The sequence below is a fragment of the Azospirillum sp. UENF 112521 genome (assembly GCF_058780665.1).
Window position 1 is genome coordinate 705541 of sequence record NZ_JBSNCI010000002.1, and the last position, 17182, is coordinate 722722.

Here is a 17182-nt window from a genome sequence, read left to right on the forward strand (position 1 = left end):
CAAAACCTGTGGTGTAAGTCATTGAAAAGAATAGAAAAGAGCGGAAAAGTCATCGTTTTTGCCGCGCTGCGGCGCGTTGTCCCGCTCCAGCATGCGAAAAAACCCGGTGGTATGACCGCTTTTCAGGGTTTTTTCGCCGCTTTTCACCCGGTCCGCGGCCGGTCCGCCCCCCATCAGCCCGCGATGCGCCCCGACAAATCCTGCACGATCCTGTCGGCGCCGGTGCCGCCCGGATACACCCCGACGAATTTGCCGTCCGGGCCCATCAGGTAAATAAAGCTGGAGTGATCCATCAGGTACTCGTCCGCTTTTCCGTCCTTTTGCGGTGCCTTGGCATAATAGACGCGGTAGGCGCGCGCGGCGTCCCGCACCTGCTCCGGCGTGCCGGTCAGCCCGACCATCCGCGGGTGGAACAGCGCCACATAGTCCTTCATGTGCGCCACAGTGTCGCGGTCCGGGTCGATTGTGATGAAAACCGGCCGGACCTGCTCCGCTTTCGGCCCCAGCTGGTCGAGCGCCTGGGTCATCACCCCCAGTTCGGTCGGGCAGACGTCGGGACAATAGGTATAGCCGAAATAGATCAGCATATACTTGCCGCGGAAGTCGGCGTCGGTGACCGTCTTGCCCTGATGGTCGGTCAGGGTGAAGGGACCGCCGATGGGAACGGCGGACTTCGTGCCGCTTTCCACCGTGGTCGTGGCGCTGCGCACCTGCCACCAGGCGATCCCGGCGGACACGGCGATGGCGAGGACGGAGGCGGCGGCGATGCGCAGGAGACGTGTCTTCATGGTCCGTCAGGAATGGGGCTGCCCGCCGCCCAGGTCAAGAGGTGAGGTCAAGAGGTGAGGTCACATCGTCGCGCAACGCCCGTGCCGGTCAGGCCGCACGGGCCGCGACAGTTTCGCCCTGAGCCGCCAGATGCTCGCCGATGCGCTTGTCGGCGCGCTGGATGTGCTCGAACAGCCATTCGCGCACCAGCGCCAGCAGCTCGTCCGCCACGGAGTCGCCGGCGTCCAGCCGGCGGCGCAGGCCATCGGTGCGGGCACGCAGCGCCTCGTGCTGCGCCTTGTGGGCCCTGGCATCGGGGTAGCCGCACCGGTCCATCAGCCGCTCCTCCTGCTCGAAATGCAGGGCGGTGTAGGCGAGCAGCCGGCCGATGGCCTCGCCCAGCGCTCGGGCCGACGCCCGGCGGTCGCCGCCGCTCCGACCGGCCTGCCCGGCCAGCGATGCCGCCTCGTTCATCAAAGCGATCAGGATCATATGGTCGGTGTCGATGCCCTCCTCGCCCACTGCAAGGGCATCGGTCCAGGGCATGAAGATGGCGGACCGTTCCGAGTTGACGGCCGGATTTCCGCCGGCCGGCGCGGTGTGCAGATCGGCGAGCGGGGCGGCGTTGATCGCCCCGACATTGACCAGGAAGGAATCGACCATGCCGCGCAGCCCCTGCGCCTGCCGCGACAGCCCGCCCGCGGCATCGAGCAGGGCGTCGGCCGACCGTTCGGTCTCGCGGGCGGCGTCGGACACGGCGTCGATGCTGGTGGAGACCTGGCGGGTGCCCTCCGCCGCCTCGCCGGCGCTGCGGGCGATCTCGCCGGTGGCCGCGCCCTGCTGCTGGACGGCGGCGGCGATGGAGGTGCCGATCTCGTCGCTGCGGGCGACGATGGAGCCGATCTCGCGGATCGCCGTCACCGCGGCGCGCGTGGCCTCCTGCACGTCGGCGATGTGGCGGGCGATCTCCTCGGTGGCCTTGGCGGTCTGGTTGGCCAGGGTCTTCACCTCGCCCGCCACCACGGCGAATCCCTTGCCCAACTCGCCGGCGCGGGCAGCTTCGATGGTGGCGTTCAGCGCCAACAGGTTGGTCTGCCCGGCGATCCCGGCGATGAGGTCGGCCACCTCGCCGATCTTCTGGGCGGCCTGGCCCAGCCCGTCGATCCGCTCGCCCGCCCGGTGCGACGCCTCCACCGCCTGGGTGGAGATGGTCGAGGAGGTCACCACCTGCTCGCCGATCACCGCGATCGAGCCGGTCAGCTGCTCGGCCGCCGAGGCGACGGTCTGCACGCTGCTGGAGGCCTGCTGCGAGGCGCTGGCGACGGAGGTCGCCTCGCGCCGGTTGCGGTCGGCGGTGGCGGACAGGGCGCGGGCGGTGGTTTCCAGCGTGGCGACGGCGGCGCCGACGGTGCGGATCGTCTCGGCGATGGTGGCGTCGAAGCGGTCGGTCAGCCGTTTCAGGGCGCCGGCGCGCTGCTCGGTGACCCGGTGCTCGATCTTCTGCCGGTCCCAGTGACGGGCGAGGTCGATCTGCTGGACGCGGAAGATCTCGACGGTGCGGGCCATTGCGCCGATCTCGTCGCCGCGGCCCAGCCCGGGAACCGCGACCGCGCTGTCGCCGCCGGCCAGATCCTGCATGACGCGCCCCAACCCGTCCAGCGGCCGGACGATGGCCCGGCTGACCAGCAGGGCCAGCAGCACGGCGGCCAGCCCGATCAGCAGCCCGGTTCCGGCCAGCCGCAGCGCGGCCTCGCGGAAGGCAACGTCGACGTCGTCGATGTAGATGCCGGAGCCGATCAGCCAGCCCCAGGGGGCGAAGCCCTTGACATAGGACAGCTTCGCCACCGGCTGCGCCGACCCCGGCTTCGGCCAGAGATAGTCGACGAATCCGGCGCCGTCGGCCTTCACCACCCGGACGAACTCCTGGAACAGCAGCTTGCCGTTGGGATCGGCGTTGCGCGATACGTCGGTGCCGTCCAGCTCCGGCTTGATCGGGTGCATGATCATGCGCGGGGCGAGGTCGGTGATGAAGAAATACTCCCCGCCATCGTGCCGCAGGGACTTCAGCGCCGCCTTGGCCTGCGCCTCGGCCTGGGCGCGGGGCAGGGATCCTGCGCGCTCCTGCGCCTCGAAATGGGCGATCAGGCTGTGGGCGACCTCGACGACGTTGCGGGTCTTGTCCTGGCGGTCGGCCATCATCTCGGCCCGCAGGCTCATCAGGCTGACCGCGGCGACCAGGGCCAGCCCAAGGCCGGCTGCGGCCAGGATCAGGGCGATCTTGCCCTTGATGCTGATGCGTTCGAACAAGGCAACGGTCACGGCTGCGGTCCCTTCCGGCAACGAAACGGCGATATCCCCAAATTTTTCGGGACTTTTGCCGCGCCGCCGCCGAAGGTCAAGGCCTATTGTTCGTGTATCCTACGGTCTGTTCAACGAAATGTCATAATTGCAACCATAGCAGGGTGTGTCCGACGAACCGAAACGCCGCGGTCCGCGGGAGACGCGGCGAACGCCCCTCCCGCGCAACCTGCCGGTGAATTTTTCCTGATCAGAGCACGGTCAGCATGCTGGCGACCAGCGGATGGCGGACGATGTCCTTTTCGGTCAGCCGGGCGACGGCGATGCCCTCCACCGCCTCCAGCCGGCGGGCGATGTCGGCCAGCCCGGACAGGTTGTCCAGCAGGTCGGTCTGGTCGGGGTCGCCGGTCACAACCATGGTGGAATGCCAGCCCAGCCGGGTCAGCAGCATCTTGATCTGGGCGTAGGTGCAGTTCTGCGCCTCGTCGATCACCACGAAGGCGTTGTTCAGGGTGCGGCCGCGCATGAAGCCGACCGGGGCGATCTCGATGGTGCCGTCGGCCATCATGGTGCGCAGCCGCTTGGAGCCCAGCCGGTCGGTCAGAGCGTCGTAGAGCGGGCGCAGGAAGGGCGCCATCTTCTCGTGCATGTCGCCCGGCAGGTAGCCGATGCTCTCACCCGCCTCGATGGCCGGGCGGGACAGGACGATGCGGTCGACGCTGCCCGATTCCAGGGCCTCCACCGCCGACGAGATGGCGATATAGGTCTTGCCGGTCCCCGCCGGTCCCAGCGCCACAACCAGATTGTGCGTCTTGATGGCGTCCATCAGAAGCTGCTGGTTGGGGTTCTGCGGCTTCACCTTGCGGAGATAGCTCTGGTCGCGGCGATCCTCGCTCCCACCGAGCGGGTCCCAGCCGAAGGCGGCGGGGGCGTTCATACCGGGGAAGAGCGGGTGAACGGTGGAGTCGCCCGCCGCAGCGATGCCTTTGCTCGAACGCTTGGCCATGTCGCATCTCCTCGAATGGTGGGGGTGGAGCCGATTTCCGCAAGCAAGACGTCTGGGCACAAAAAAGCCTCCCGCAGGGGGAGGCTCGACCGGTCGCATGGCTGGGTGCTGATGAGTGCTTCGCCGGGGGCTGCCGCCGGGCCCCCTGCCGGATCACAACATGCCGGAACCTGACATGCGGGTCCGGGCCGACGGGGGAGGTGCTCTGGAGGCGAAGCAAGGTGCAAAAGAACCTCGTCGTCGTTGGAAGCCACGCAACCTGACTGTACCGGTCATAACGCGGCGCGTCAGGCAAAATTGCGGCCGACGCAAAATATTCATACCAGATGTGGTGTGGGTGCCGCAGGAAAGCCGCCAGAGCGGGCTTGGTAACCCTTTCCGCCGAGCCGGCCGGGCCGGTGGCTTAGCCTTCCGACTGAGGCGGCCGAAAGGCTTTGCCGCTGCCGCGGGCTTTCATTACTATGGTCGACCACGGGGGAAATCGAAAGGCATGTTGCAACCCTGGCCTGTCTCGCTCGCGGGAGGGCTGCGATCTCAGGTCGTCGTGCCTGACGTCTCCGGACGTCGTGGCCGTCGATGGCCGGAGACGGCGGGCGTTTGCCGAAGGGCAGGCTGCGGCATGGCTTCGGATTGTCACCCCTGACGGCGGGGAATCTCTTGAATCCGACCGGTGTGGACGGCTAGAAGGCGCTGATTGGCTGGCTCGATGCCGGGGCTGCGCGACAGTGGTTCTGGGTTGGGACCGGGTACTCGGGTTGGCCGGATGCGGCGAACCGGATGCACGGCACGGGACGGCAGGAACGAACGGGAAGGCTACGGTGAGCAGCGCCAGTCAGGTCGCCGAACGGGATGTGCCGTTCCAGTTGCGTGGCAACTCCTTCACCATGATGGTGCTGAAGGTTTTCGCCCCGACATCGCCGAATTTCTTCACCCAGCTGAACGTCAAGGTGCGCCAAGCGCCCAATTTCTTCCACAACGCGCCGGTCGTCCTGGATTTCGACGACCTGCCGGAGTCCGTCGTCTTCGATCTGGGCGCCTTCGTGGCGCAGGTGCAGGCGCTGCATCTGCTGCCGGTCGGCTTCCAGGGCGGGCCGCAACCGGTGCGCGAGGCGGCGATGGCCGTCGGGCTGACGCCGATGCCGTCGGGCCGCGCCGCCAAGCTGGAAGAGGTGGTGAAGGCCCCCGATCCGCGCCAGCCGGACCAGCAGGCCCCGATCGCGGCACCGCAGGTGCTGATCGAGGTGGTCCACCGTCCGACCCTGGTGGTGACGGAGCCGGTGCGTTCCGGCATGCGGGTCTATGCCGAGAAGACCGACCTGATCGTCACCAGCTCCGTCTCTCCGGGAGCGGAGCTGCTGGCCGACGGCAACATCCATGTCTATGGCGCGCTGCGCGGCCGGGCGCTGGCCGGTTTCTCCGGCGACACCAACGCCCGCATCTTCTGCCACAGCCTGGAGGCCGAGGTGCTATCGGTCGCAGGCAATTATCGCGTCAGCGAAGACATCGGCAGTGACTTTTATAAGAAAGCCGTGCAGGTTTTCCTGCGCGACGGCGTCCTCAGCATGGATCTGCTGAAGACCGGCTGAGGACTGTGGCGACGGAATCTTGTCCGAAGGCGGCAATCTTCGGGCGGTGTCTGGTATCGGTGACGGCAACTTTGGGATTATGGGAGAGGCTCCGTTGAGCAAGATCATCGTCATGACCTCCGGCAAGGGCGGTGTCGGCAAGACGACCTCGTCCGCGGCCTTCGCAACCGGGCTGGCGCTTCGCGGCTTCAAGACGGTCGTCATCGATTTCGACGTTGGCCTGCGCAACCTGGATCTGGTGATGGGTTGCGAACGCCGGGTGGTCTTCGACTTCATCAACGTCATCAACGGCGAAGCGAAGCTGAACCAGGCGCTGATCAAGGACAAGCGGATCGAGAACCTCTACATCCTCCCGACCTCGCAGACGCGCGACAAGGACGCGCTGACCCGCGAGGGCGTGGAGAAGGTGCTGAACGAGCTGTCGAAGGATTTCGACTACATCCTCTGCGACAGCCCGGCCGGCATCGAGCGCGGCGCCCTGATGTCGCTCTATTTCGCCGACCATGCGATCATCGTCACCAACCCGGAAGTCTCGTCGGTGCGCGACAGCGACCGCATCCTGGGCGTGCTGAACTCGCGCTCCCGCCGGGCGGAGCAGGGGCTGGAGCCGGTGACGCAGCAGCTGCTGCTGACCCGCTACGACCCGGAGCGCGTCGAGAAGGGCGAGATGCTGAAGGTCGACGACGTGCTGGAGATCCTGGCGATCCCGCTGCTCGGCGTCATTCCGGAAAGCCAGGCGGTGCTGCGCGCCTCCAACGTCGGCATGCCGGTGATCCTGGACGAGGTTTCCAACGCCGGCCTGGCCTATTCGGACGCGGTCGGCCGCTTCCTGGGCGAGGACATCGAGCACCGTTTCGTCACCCCCCAGAAGAAGGGCCTGTTCAGCCGGCTCCTGCGGAGGAGCGCATGAGCATCTTCAACTTCTTCCGCGCGGCACCCCGCGCGTCGGCCGTCCAGGCCAAGGAGCGTCTGCAGATCGTCATGGCGCACGAGCGCGCCGGGCGCAGCGGCCCCGACTATCTGCCGATGCTCCAGCAGGAACTGCTGGCGGTCATCGCCAAATACGTCAACATCGACGAAAACAAGGTCGAGGTGAAGCTGGACCGCGGCGGCGACTGCTCGACGCTGGAGGTCAACATCGAGCTGCCGGCGCGTGAGCAGGCCAAGGCCGCCGCAGCGGCCAAGACGGCGGAGAAGTCGGCCGGCAACGACGTTGGCGCGGCCAAGCGCCCGGCTGGCGGCGCCGTCGGCAATGGCGGCGCGAAGAAGCGCATCTGAGCCAAACCGTCGTTCCAACGGTTCAAACCCCTCCGGCGTCCTTAGCGCCGGAGGGGTTTTTCGTTCCGGCCCTGACGCCGTCCGCCGCGGTGTCGGGATGCGGCATCGGACATAGGCCATCCCTGTTCCTCCGTCCGGGTTTACGGCCGGCCGGGGACGGGGTATCAACAGGGATACACCGCACGAAAGCCCAATGGCTCCAAAGGTCTGTCCTGGACAGCCTTCCTTGAGCGGACCAATGGGCGACGGAGTGGACCGACCACGGGACAAGAGGGTGCCGATGTTCCTCGATTGCTCGTCGCTGATCGCCGAGAACCCGCCGCGGCCGTCGAACGGGATTGCGGTCACGGACATCGACGGCGACGGCGCCTTCGAGCTTGTCGTGGCCGGCTACCGTTCCGCCAACCTCGTCCTGAAATGGGTCGACGGCCGGCTGGTCGACATCGCCAACCCGCTGCTCGCCGATCCCGCCGGCCCGGCGCTGGGGCTGGCCGCCGCCGACATCGACGGCGACGGGCGGGAGGAGCTGTACATCGTCAATTCCGACCGCGCCACCGGAGCCAAGGACATGGCCGACCGGCTGTTCGCCTGCTTCGGCAAGCATTGGCTCGACCTGTTCGCGCAGGCGGAGAATGCTGCGGCGGCCAACCACACCGCTGCGGGTGCGGTGGCGGCGGTCGACCGCTGGGGCCATGGCCGCTACGGCTTCCTGGTGGCGACCGATGGCGGTCCCCTGCGCCTGTACGAACTGACCCGGCGCGGCCGGCTGGAGGATGGCGCGGAGGAGGCGGGGCTCGACTCCATCGGTGCCGCGCGCGGCGTCACGGTCCTGCCCATCGTGTCCGACCATATGGATGTGGTGACGGTCAACGACGGCGGCCCCAACCAGCTGTTCCGCAACCTGGGCGACGGCAATTTCGAGGAAATCGCCGAGGAGCGCGGCATCGCCGATTCGCGCCCGTCCGGCCGTGCGGTCGCGGCACTGGATGTCGATGGCGACGGGCTGTTCGATCTGGTCGTCGGCACCTGGGACGGGGCGCAGCGCCTCTTCCACCAGCGCATGGGCGGCGCCTTCGTCGAATCGGCCGGCGCCGACCTGTCGATGCCCGGCCGCATCTTCACCGTCGTCGCCGCCGATTTCGACAATGACGGCTATGAGGAGCTGTTCTTCCACGCCCATGGCGAGCCCAACCGCCTGTTCGGCTGGCGCAACGACCAGTGGCAGGAGCTGGAGCTTGGCGACGCCGCCGAGCCGAAAGGTCTGGGCACCGGCGCGGTCGCGGCCGACATCGACGGCGACGGCCGCCTGGAGCTGGTTCTGGCGCATGGCAACAGCCATGGCGTCCAGGATGGGGGCGGGCAGCCGCTGTCGGTCTACCGCCCGGCGGCCTCCCACAACGGCTGGCTGCGCGTCCAGCCGTTGACCCCCTTCGGCGCTCCGGCCCGTGGTGCGGTCGTCATCCTGACCGCCGGCGGGCGGCGCCAGCGCCGGGTGGTCTGCGCCGGGTCCGGCTATCTGTGCCAGGGCGAACCGGTCGCCCATTTCGGGCTGGGGCCACTGCACGAGGTGGAGCAGGTCGAGGTGCGCTGGCCCGACGGCACCGTGGTGACGGTGGACAACCCGCCGGCCGACCGGCTGCTGACCATCCCTTACCCGCCGGAATGACCGGACCATCATCCGGTCGGATGATGGTCACCCAAATATTTCGGCCTCGCAATGGGTAGGGTCTTTCCTGTCGCCTTCCGTCACATTAGAGTGCATTTCGTTGCGGCTCCCGTATTGCGGGATATCGTGCGGCATGCCGATCCGGACATATTCCGTTCCTGCCGCCGAAACCTGCTGCAATCGGGCGCTTGGGACCGTGCGGGTTTGGGAAGCGGGAGACCGGAAGGCACATGGCACGACGCGACGTCCCCCTGACGGGGGTGGAACGCTTCTTCGACCCGGATGAAGTCATCGTTTCCAAAACCGACCTGAAGGGGCGGATCACCTACGCGAACCGGGTGTTCCAGCGGGTCGCCGGCTATGACGAGGCCGACCTGATGGGGGCGCCCCATTCCATCGTCCGCCATCCCGATATGCCGCGCTGCGTCTTCAAGCTGCTGTGGGACACGCTGGCGGCGGGGAAGGAGATCTTCGCCTATGTGGTCAACCGTGCCCGCAACGGCGACCATTACTGGGTCTTCGCCCATGTCACGCCCAGTTTCGACGCCGCAGGGCGGGTGATCGGCTACCACTCCTCCCGCCGGGTGCCGGAGCGGGCGGCGCTGGACAAGGTCATCCCGCTCTACCGCCAGCTTCTGGACATCGAGAACAGCCATGCCGACCGCAAGCAGGGGATGGAGGCTGGCTTCGCCGCCGTCCTCGCTCTGCTGGCGGAGAAGGGGATCGGGTATGACGAATTCGTCTTCTCCCTCTAAGCCGTCCTCTTCCGGGCCATCGTCGCTGGCGCGGGCCGGCGGGCTGGCCGTGCTGGCTGGCGTGGCTCTGGCGGCGCTGCTGGCTGCCGATCTGCTGGGGATGGGCGGCCTGGCTCTGCGCGCCGGTCTGGCGGTGGCCGGTCTGGCGGCGCTGGGGGGGGCGCTGCTGTTCCTGCGCCGGGCCGGCGCGGCGGTCGACCGGCTGACGCGGGTGAACCGTGCCGTCGCCGCCGGCGATTTCGAGGCGCGGGTGATCGGCATCCGCGAGGGCGGGGCGCTGGGCGAGCTGATGCACGCCACCAACGACGCCATCGATCGCACCGACGCCTTCGTGCGCGAGGCGACCGCCTCCATGCATGCGGTGTCGGAGCACAAGTATTTCCGCCGCATCGTGCTGCGCGGCATGCAGGGCGGCTTCCTGCACGCCAGCCGCACCATCAATGCGGCGACGGAGAGCATCTCGCTGAAGGTTGCCGGCTTCGCCGGCGTGACCCAGCGTTTCGAAGGCCAGATCCAGAGCGTGTGCAGCGAGGTTGCCGACACCGCACACCGGCTGGAGATCTCCGCCCGGACCATGGAGACGGATGCGACCCAGGCGACCGGCAAGGCGTCGTCGGTCGCGGCCTCCGCCGCGCAGACCGGCAGCAATGTCGGCAGCGTCGCCGCCGCGACGGAGGAGCTGTCCGCCTCCATCGCCGACATCTCCCGTCAGATCGGCGATGTCGCCCGCGTCGCCGAGACCGCGGTCGGCGAGGCCGAGCGGTCCAACGCGCTGGTCGGCACGCTATCCGGTGCGGCGCGCACGGTGGGCGACGTCGTCACCCTGATCAACGACATCGCCAGCCAGACCAACCTGCTGGCCCTGAACGCGACCATCGAGGCGGCACGTGCCGGCGAGGCGGGCAAGGGCTTTGCCGTGGTGGCGCAGGAAGTGAAACGGCTGGCCGATCAGACCGCCAAGGCCACCGGCGACATCGCCGCGCAGATCTCCGCCATCCAGTCCTCCACCGACGAGGCGGTGACCTCCATCGTCGGCATCGGCCACACCATCCAGTCGATCAACCGGATCGCCGCCGGCATCAGTGCCGGGATCGAGCAGCAGGGCTCCGCCGTGCGCGAGATCGTCGTGAACATGGAGCAGGCCGCCGCCGGCACCCGTGCCGTGTCCGACGACATCCGCGACGTCACCGACGCCGCCGGCCGCACCAGCAGCACCGCGCACGAGGTGTTCGCGGCATCCGGGCGGATGGCCGCGGAGGCGGACCGCCTGACCCGGGAAGTCCAGCTTTTCCTGGACGAGATGCACCGCGTCGCCTGAGGAGGGTGGCGCGTTGCATCGGCGCGCGCCGCATCGACTGCACGGCGAATGTGCACAGGATGTGGACGGCCTTTTTGCAATGCGGAATTGATCTGGCGTCTGGCAGTGTGAATAAGAATTTTTGTTGCGAATTCGTGGCGAATTCGTGTTACGTCTCCGCAACAAGACTGCCGCGCCTATGGCAAGTTTGCAACCTGTTGCGCAACCCGACGCCAGTATGCCTGCTGTTTCAGCAGCTTAACCGTACGCTAACCCTGATGAGACGGGTGACGGACTGTCCGCTGCGGCCAAGTGCCGCGGAATCCGGGGAGGTGGGCCGTTTGCGGAGCGCCGGTGACCGTTGGCACGGCTTTTGATTTGGAGACTGCAGGGACGGTCATGACGGGGGACAAGACGATGAGCATGGCGGGCACCGATCTGTTCGAGCTGTCGCGTGGCGTGCTGGATGTTGCGTCGAAGAAGGTGTCCTTGATCGAGGACATCACCCGGCGCACCAAGATGCTGGCCATGAACGCCCTGATCGAGGCGGCACGGGCTGGCGACGCCGGACGCGGCTTCGCCGTCGTCGCCAACGAGGTGTCGGAGATCTCGACCCAGGTCAACAGCATCACCAAGGAGCTGCGGTCGGAAATCGTCGCCCGCGTCGATCACCTGACCACCACCGGCAGCGCCATGGTGCAGGAGATGCACGGCAAGCGGCTGGCCGACCTGTCGCTCAACATGATCGAGATCATCGACCGCAACCTGTATGAGCGGTCCTGCGACGTTCGCTGGTGGGCGACCGACAGCGCGGTGGTCGATTGCGCCGCCGATCCGACGGAGGAGGCGCGCCGCCATGCCTCGCGCCGGCTGGGCGTGATCCTGGAATCCTACACCGTCTATCTCGACCTCTGGATCGCCGACCGCAACGGCACCGTCATCGCCAACGGCCGGCCCGACCGCTATCCCGGTGCGCGCGGCGCCAACGTGTCGGACGAGCCGTGGTTCCGCCAGGCGCTGGCCACCCGCAACGGCGGCGAGTTCACCGTCGGCGACGTCGCCCGCAACCGCAGCCTGGACGACCGCGTCGTCGCCACCTATGCCACCGCCATCCGGCGCGACGGCGAGGCGGACAGCGATGCCATCGGCGTGCTCGGCATCTTCTTCGACTGGGAGCCGCAGGCCGCCGCGGTGGTCGAGGGCGTGCGGCTGGAAGCCGGCGAGCGCGAGAAGTCGCGGTGCCTGCTGCTCGACGCCCGCCATCGCGTCATCGCGTCGTCCGACGGCCGCGGCATGCTGACCGAGACGGTGCCGCTGCGCCGCGCCGCCGGCACCATGGGCCATTACATCGACGACAAGAACCGTCTGGTCGGCTACGCCCTGACACCGGGTTACGAGACCTACAAGGGGCTGGGCTGGTACGGCGTCATCGTTCAGGAGCGCTGAAGCCGCCAGCCCTTGCGCGTCAAGCCTGTCGCCTTATGGAACGGGGCCGGGATACACTCCCGGCCCTGTTCCGTTTCGGGGTTGCAGAGCATGTCCGCCCAACAGCTGACCGTCCACCGGGAGAGTTTTCCCATCCGCGGCGCCTTCCGCATCTCGCGCGGGGCCAAGACTGAAGCCGCGGTGGTGGTGGCGCAGGTGACCGACGGTCCCCACCGCGGCCGCGGTGAATGCGTGCCTTACGCCCGCTATGGCGAAAGCGTCGACGGGGTCGCCGCCGCGCTGGAGGCGATGGCCGATGCCGTCGCCGGCGGCCTCGACCGCCGGTCGCTGGGCCGGCTGATGCCGCCGGGTGCCGCCCGCAACGCGCTGGATTGCGCGCTGTGGGACCTGGAGGCCAAGCGCAGCGGCGTGCCGGCCTGGACGCTCGCCGGGTTGTCCCGGCCGCCGGGGCCGCTCGTCACCTGCTACACGCTGAGCGTCGACGCGCCCGCCGCGATGGCCGCCGCGGCGCGGGAGCGGGCGCCACGGCATCCGCTGCTGAAGATGAAGCTGACGGGGGAGGGCGATCTCGACCGTGTCGCCGCCGTCCGCGCGGCCGCTCCCGCCGCCCGGCTGGTGGTCGACGCCAACGAGGGCTGGACGCTGGACCAACTGCATCGCTTCGCCCCGGTGCTCGCCGGGCTGGGCGTCGAGATGATCGAGCAGCCGCTGCCCGCCGGCCAGGACGAGGCGTTGCGCGGGGTCGATTGCCCGGTGCCGCTCGGTGCCGACGAATCCTGCCACGGGCTGGAGTCGCTGGAGCGCCTGCGCGGGCTCTACCGGGTGGTGAACGTCAAGCTGGACAAGACCGGCGGCCTGACCGAGGCGCTGGCGATGACCGCCGCCGCCCACGCCATGGGCTTCGAGGTGATGGTCGGCTGCATGGTGGCGACGTCGCTGGCGATGGCGCCGGCCATGCTGGTGGGGCAGGGGGCGCGCTATGTCGACCTCGACGGCCCGCTGCTGCTCGCCCGCGACCGCGAGCCGGGGCTGGTCTATGACGGCGCGGTGGTGCAGCCGCCGTCGGCGGAGCTGTGGGGGTAGGCCAAGGCCTTGCCCCCACCTGTGCTTCTCACGCGCCCTGCACATAGGGCGGCGGCGGGGTTCCCACCGATGCCGGCACATAGGGCGCGTCGGCCAGCCCGTTCACCTTCGCCGCCATGACGAAGTCGTTCTCGTGCAGGCCCTTGATCTTGTGGGTCCAGAAGGCGACGGAGCAGTGGCCCCAGCCGTAATGGATCTCCGCATGGTGGCCTTCCGCCTCGCACAGGTCGCCCACCTGATTGGCGAAGGCCTGGGCCTGGACGAAGTCGGGGAAGCGGAAGTCGCGCTCGATGCGGTCGGGGCCTTCCTTCAGGACCCAGCCCGGCACCTGCACCAGATAGGACTCGGCCATCGTGCGGTCCATCGGCGGAATCCCGCCGCGGCAGGGTTCGCAGGTCTTCGCTGCCAGTTCCTGCGTCGTCGGCGCCTGTGGCGTCATCCCGGTCTCTCCCCTGTTGGTGGCCTTGACTGGTGGTCTGCGCTAGAAGCGTACCGCCTAGAAGCTTGGGTTCCGGGCGGTGCTTCGGCAAGTCCGGCACCCTGCCTTGAGTTCTCGCGATGCACTTTTGGAACCGATCCGATGACAGACCTGCGCACCGACATGCCCTTCGCCGACTACCAGTATCCGACCAAGCCGGTGGACGGGCCGCGGCTTGCCATCGTCGGCGAGGCGCCGGGGGCGGAGGAGGCGCGGCAGGGCACTCCCTTCGTCGGGCGCAGCGGCAAGCTGCTGGACGAATCGCTGGCCGCCGTCGGCATCGAACGGGCGGAATGTCTCGTCGCCAACGTCTTCCGCTACCAGCCGCCCGGCAACAAGGTGGGGCACTTCTTCTCCTCGCGCGCCCGTGCCCGCAAGGAGGGGCGGGAGATCGACGAGAGCTGGGGCGCCTTCGGCACGTCGGACCGGCTGCTGGCCGAGTTCGCCGGCGAGATCGAGCATCTGCGCGCCACCCTGGCCGACTATCGCCCGTCGGTGATCGTGGCGCTCGGCCGGACCCCCACCTGGGCGCTGACCGGGGAGAACGGCATCCTGCAGCTGCGCGGCACGGTGCTGCCCTGCCGCCTGCTGGAGGGGGTGGAGGTGGTGCCGACCTTCCACCCCAGCTACCTGCTGCGCGGCCAGTTGGTCGAGCAGCCGACCTTCCTGGCCGACCTGCGGCTGGCCGTGTCGCGTCTCAATCGCTAGGCGTCAGGCAACAGGCGCCAGATTGCGGTTTCGCGCGCTTCGCGGTCCTCCAGCTCCAGCGAGGTCGGAACGGTGTAGGTCGCCAGCTTCTCGACGCCGCTCGCCGGGAAATAGGCGCGGCCGGGATCGCCCAGCAGCACCAGCGTGCCGGTGGCGGCGACCTCGCGCAGCCATGCGGTGACCCGCTCGGCCATCGGCCGCTCGTAACAGACGTCGCCGGCCAGGACCACCTCGATGCCCGGCAGCGGCCGGCCGACCAGATCGGCGCTGACCGGCTTGACCTCCACCCGGTTGGCTTCGGCGTTCAGCGCGATGGCGGCCAGCGAGAAGCGGTCGATGTCGCAGGACTGCACCCGCGCCGCCCCCGCCTTCATCGCGGCGATGCCGACCAGCCCGGTGCCTGCGGCAAAATCGAGCACCGACCTGCCGGCAACCAGCTCCGGCCGGTCGAGCACCAGCCGCGCCACAGCCTGTCCCCCGGGCCAAGCGAAAGCCCAGTATGGCGGTGGCAAATTCGTGGCGGCCAAGGTCTCCTCGGTCGCCTGCCAGAGTGGAGTGACTTCGGTGGCAAGATGAAGCTGGATTTCCGGCAACAGCGGCGTGGTCGTCAGCGTCGTGTTATCGCGGACGAAATCTGGCGGAGATGCATTGTTCATACGAGGTTTCCCAAGGGGCTCCGCTGTTGGGAGGAAGGCTGGCGGTGGCTTATCAATGTTACATAATTCAAACGGTGTAGACACAGCTGCGAACCCGTGTTACCCGTTTCCACCAGGGGAAAACAGAGGGATTGGGGGAGTCATGCGGCAGAGGGGAACCGCCATCGGCCTTTCGTTTGCGGCTTTGATCGCGCTGAGCCCCCTTACCGTGTCGACGGCGGCCGCACAAGACGGCGATTGCGTTCGGACGGTCCGCTCCATCTCCGACTTCACCATACGCGGCGACGCCTGGACCTGGTGGGATCACGCCGCCGGCCAGTATGACCGCGAACACCGCCCCGCCATCGGCTCCGTCCTCGTCTTCAAGCGCACCGGCCACATGCGCCGCGGCCACGTCTCGCTGGTCAGCGCGGTGATCGACCGCCGCACCATCGAGGTCGATCACAGCTGGATCGACGGCGACGGGCTTCGCCGCGGCATGCGGGTGGTCGACGTGTCCCGCAACAACGACTGGTCCGCGGTCCGCGTCTGGCACGAGCCGACCGACCAGATGGGTCTGCGCGTCTACGCCGCCTACGGCTTCATCCTGCCGGAAGGCGAGTCCGACGCCCCGCGCGGCGGCCGGATGCTGGATGCCGGCGACCGCGGCATGGACCAGGGCTTCGCCAGCAGCCCGCGTGGCCGTGCCAAGGCCAACGGCCCGCGCATGATGGAAGCCTCCCTGCACCCGCAGAAGAACCTCAGCGTCTCGGTCCCCGGCCGCAAGCCGCAGAGCCTTGCCACGACCGCCGTCGCCTCCCAGACGCCGCAGAAGCCGCAGCGCATCGACGTCGCGGTGCTGCCGTCGCGCAAGCCGTCCGGTGCGCAGTCCGCCCCGGTCACGGTCGCCGAGCTTTCCGGTCCCGGCAGCCACCGCACCGTCGCTCCCGGCCGCAAGCCCGGCTCCGGCAACGCCGTCGCCCAGCTGGCCGACACCAGCGAACGCTGAGCGGTATAGATTCAGGTTTTCAGGAAGGGCGGGGCTTGGCTCCGCCCTTTTCGTTTGTGCGGAGGTTCGGGCATCGAAGCCGACACCCTCCCACAATGCCCGCTTAAATCTTCCCCGCCAGGATTGCCGCCAGCACCAGCCAGCCGAACCAGCGGTTGGACTTGAACTTGTCCAGGCAATCGCCCTGATCGTCCGGCCGCCAGGTCGCGACCTGCCAGGCCAGCTGCAGGGCCGCCAGCGACAGCACCGGCAGGAACAGCCCGCCCAGGCCCGCCAGACGCCCGGCGATGCCGATGCCGACATAGGTCAGGGTGTAGAAGCCATAGATCCAGATCTTGCTCTGGTCGCCCAGGCGCAGCGCGGTGGACTTCACGCCGATGCGGGCATCGTCCTCCTTGTCCTGATGGGCGTAGATGGTGTCATAGCCCAGCGTCCAGGCGACGCCCGTCACATAGAGCGCCAAGGCCGGCCAGCCGACGTCGTTCTGAACCGTGGCCCAGCCCATCAGGGCGCCCCAGTTGAAGGTCAGCCCCAGGAAAGCCTGCGGCCACCAGGTGATGCGCTTCATCAGCGGGTAGGTGAAGACCAGCAGCAGCGACAGCACCCCCAGCCCGATGGCCGTCGTGCCCAGCTGGACCAGGATCAGCAGCGACACCAGAAGCTGGGCGGCGAGGAAGGCCAGGGCCTGACGCACCGTCACCTGACCCGACGGGATCGGGCGGGAGCGGGTGCGCTCCACCATCGCGTCGAACTTGCGGTCGAGGATGTCGTTGACGGTGCAGCCGGCGCCGCGCATCAGCACCGCGCCGACGCCGAACAGCGCCATCAGCCCGAGCAGCGTCGGCCAGTCGCGGAAGGGCTGCGGCATGGCCAGCGCCACGCTCCACCAACAGGGGAACAGCAGCAACCATGTCCCGATGGGACGGTCGAGTCGCGCCAGTGTGACATAAGGGCGCACGCGGGGCGGGAGCTTCCGCGCGATCCAGCCGTCCTGGCGGATGTCGGTGAAGCCGGACTCGGGCAGAGTGGGGCCTGTGGAGGCAGTGGGCATGACGGCAGCGGTTCCGCTGTGCTATGAGGATGTCTGACCAGCCAATCAGGGCGGCAATCAGGGCGTGGATGACGGGGAAGGTATCGGGCTGGCCTCCGTGCGGCAAGCGCGGTGCGGC

At 68.3% G+C, this 17182-nt stretch carries 16 protein-coding genes; 10 read left to right on the forward strand and 6 right to left on the reverse strand.

The annotated features are described in order from the left end of the window. Nucleotides 1-173: 173 nt before the first annotated feature. The 3 genes from ACWPN8_RS05580 to ACWPN8_RS05590 form a co-directional block, all read right to left on the reverse strand. Nucleotides 174-788 (reverse strand): SCO family protein, encoded by a 615-nt coding sequence (locus tag ACWPN8_RS05580; RefSeq protein WP_109450539.1) that lies wholly within the window; start codon nt 786-788, stop codon nt 174-176. A gap of 88 nt (nt 789-876) precedes the next feature. Beyond that, a complete protein-coding gene (locus ACWPN8_RS05585; RefSeq protein ID WP_492240140.1) occupies nt 877-3087 on the reverse strand; it encodes a bacteriohemerythrin in 2211 nt (736 codons plus the stop codon). A 229-nt stretch (nt 3088-3316) separates the two neighbouring features. Then, complete coding sequence (locus tag ACWPN8_RS05590; RefSeq protein ID WP_109450535.1) at nt 3317-4072, reverse strand: PhoH family protein; 756 nt, start codon at nt 4070-4072, stop codon at nt 3317-3319. Between the two features lie 818 nt (nt 4073-4890). Here ACWPN8_RS05590 and minC point away from each other — a divergent pair. The 8 genes from minC (at nt 4891) to dgcA (ending at nt 13183) form a co-directional block, all read left to right on the forward strand. After that, nucleotides 4891-5658, forward strand: coding sequence for a septum site-determining protein MinC (gene minC / locus ACWPN8_RS05595; protein WP_199237696.1), 768 nt, complete (start codon nt 4891-4893; stop codon nt 5656-5658). Between the two features lie 94 nt (nt 5659-5752). After that, a complete protein-coding gene (minD, locus tag ACWPN8_RS05600) occupies nt 5753-6568 on the forward strand; it encodes a septum site-determining protein MinD (protein ID WP_014247062.1) in 816 nt (271 codons plus the stop codon). Further along, nucleotides 6565-6936 carry a cell division topological specificity factor MinE gene (gene minE / locus ACWPN8_RS05605; protein ID WP_109450533.1) on the forward strand — a complete coding sequence of 124 codons (372 nt, stop codon included), beginning with the start codon at nt 6565-6567 and terminating at the stop codon, nt 6934-6936. Before minD ends, minE begins: the two co-directional genes overlap by 4 nt. 280 nt (nt 6937-7216) lie before the next feature. Further along, nucleotides 7217-8602: a CRTAC1 family protein gene (locus ACWPN8_RS05610; RefSeq protein WP_492240141.1), complete on the forward strand. Its 1386-nt coding sequence runs from the start codon at nt 7217-7219 to the stop codon at nt 8600-8602. Between the two features lie 230 nt (nt 8603-8832). Next, complete coding sequence (locus ACWPN8_RS05615; RefSeq protein WP_492240142.1) at nt 8833-9357, forward strand: PAS domain-containing protein; 525 nt, start codon at nt 8833-8835, stop codon at nt 9355-9357. Then, nucleotides 9332-10675 (forward strand): methyl-accepting chemotaxis protein, encoded by a 1344-nt coding sequence (locus ACWPN8_RS05620; protein WP_109450525.1) that lies wholly within the window; start codon nt 9332-9334, stop codon nt 10673-10675. Before ACWPN8_RS05615 ends, ACWPN8_RS05620 begins: the two co-directional genes overlap by 26 nt. 378 nt (nt 10676-11053) lie before the next feature. Beyond that, nucleotides 11054-12100, forward strand: a complete 1047-nt coding sequence (locus ACWPN8_RS05625) for a PDC sensor domain-containing protein (protein ID WP_492240143.1) — start codon at nt 11054-11056, stop codon at nt 12098-12100. 90 nt (nt 12101-12190) lie between these two features. Beyond that, nucleotides 12191-13183, forward strand: a complete 993-nt coding sequence (dgcA, locus tag ACWPN8_RS05630; protein ID WP_492240144.1) for an N-acetyl-D-Glu racemase DgcA — start codon at nt 12191-12193, stop codon at nt 13181-13183. A 28-nt stretch (nt 13184-13211) separates the two neighbouring features. Here the strand turns inward: dgcA and ACWPN8_RS05635 are convergent, their stop codons facing one another. Then, a complete protein-coding gene (locus tag ACWPN8_RS05635) occupies nt 13212-13622 on the reverse strand; it encodes a 4a-hydroxytetrahydrobiopterin dehydratase (protein ID WP_492240145.1) in 411 nt (136 codons plus the stop codon). 141 nt (nt 13623-13763) lie between these two features. Here ACWPN8_RS05635 and ACWPN8_RS05640 point away from each other — a divergent pair, with 141 nt between their 5' ends. Continuing rightward, a complete protein-coding gene (locus tag ACWPN8_RS05640) occupies nt 13764-14369 on the forward strand; it encodes a uracil-DNA glycosylase (protein ID WP_492240146.1) in 606 nt (201 codons plus the stop codon). Here ACWPN8_RS05640 and ACWPN8_RS05645 read toward each other — a convergent pair. Further along, a complete protein-coding gene (locus ACWPN8_RS05645; protein ID WP_492240147.1) occupies nt 14366-15025 on the reverse strand; it encodes a class I SAM-dependent methyltransferase in 660 nt (219 codons plus the stop codon). The genes ACWPN8_RS05640 and ACWPN8_RS05645 overlap by 4 nt on opposite strands. 208 nt (nt 15026-15233) lie before the next feature. On the opposite strand from ACWPN8_RS05645, the gene ACWPN8_RS05650 reads away from it, so the two are divergent. Next, on the forward strand, nt 15234-16013 hold the full coding sequence (locus ACWPN8_RS05650; RefSeq protein ID WP_492240148.1) for a CHAP domain-containing protein: 780 nt from the start codon (nt 15234-15236) through the stop codon (nt 16011-16013). A gap of 103 nt (nt 16014-16116) precedes the next feature. Here the strand turns inward: ACWPN8_RS05650 and ubiA are convergent, their stop codons facing one another. Continuing rightward, nucleotides 16117-17064, reverse strand: a complete 948-nt coding sequence (gene ubiA / locus ACWPN8_RS05655) for a 4-hydroxybenzoate octaprenyltransferase (RefSeq protein WP_492240149.1) — start codon at nt 17062-17064, stop codon at nt 16117-16119. Nucleotides 17065-17182: the final 118 nt, after the last annotated feature.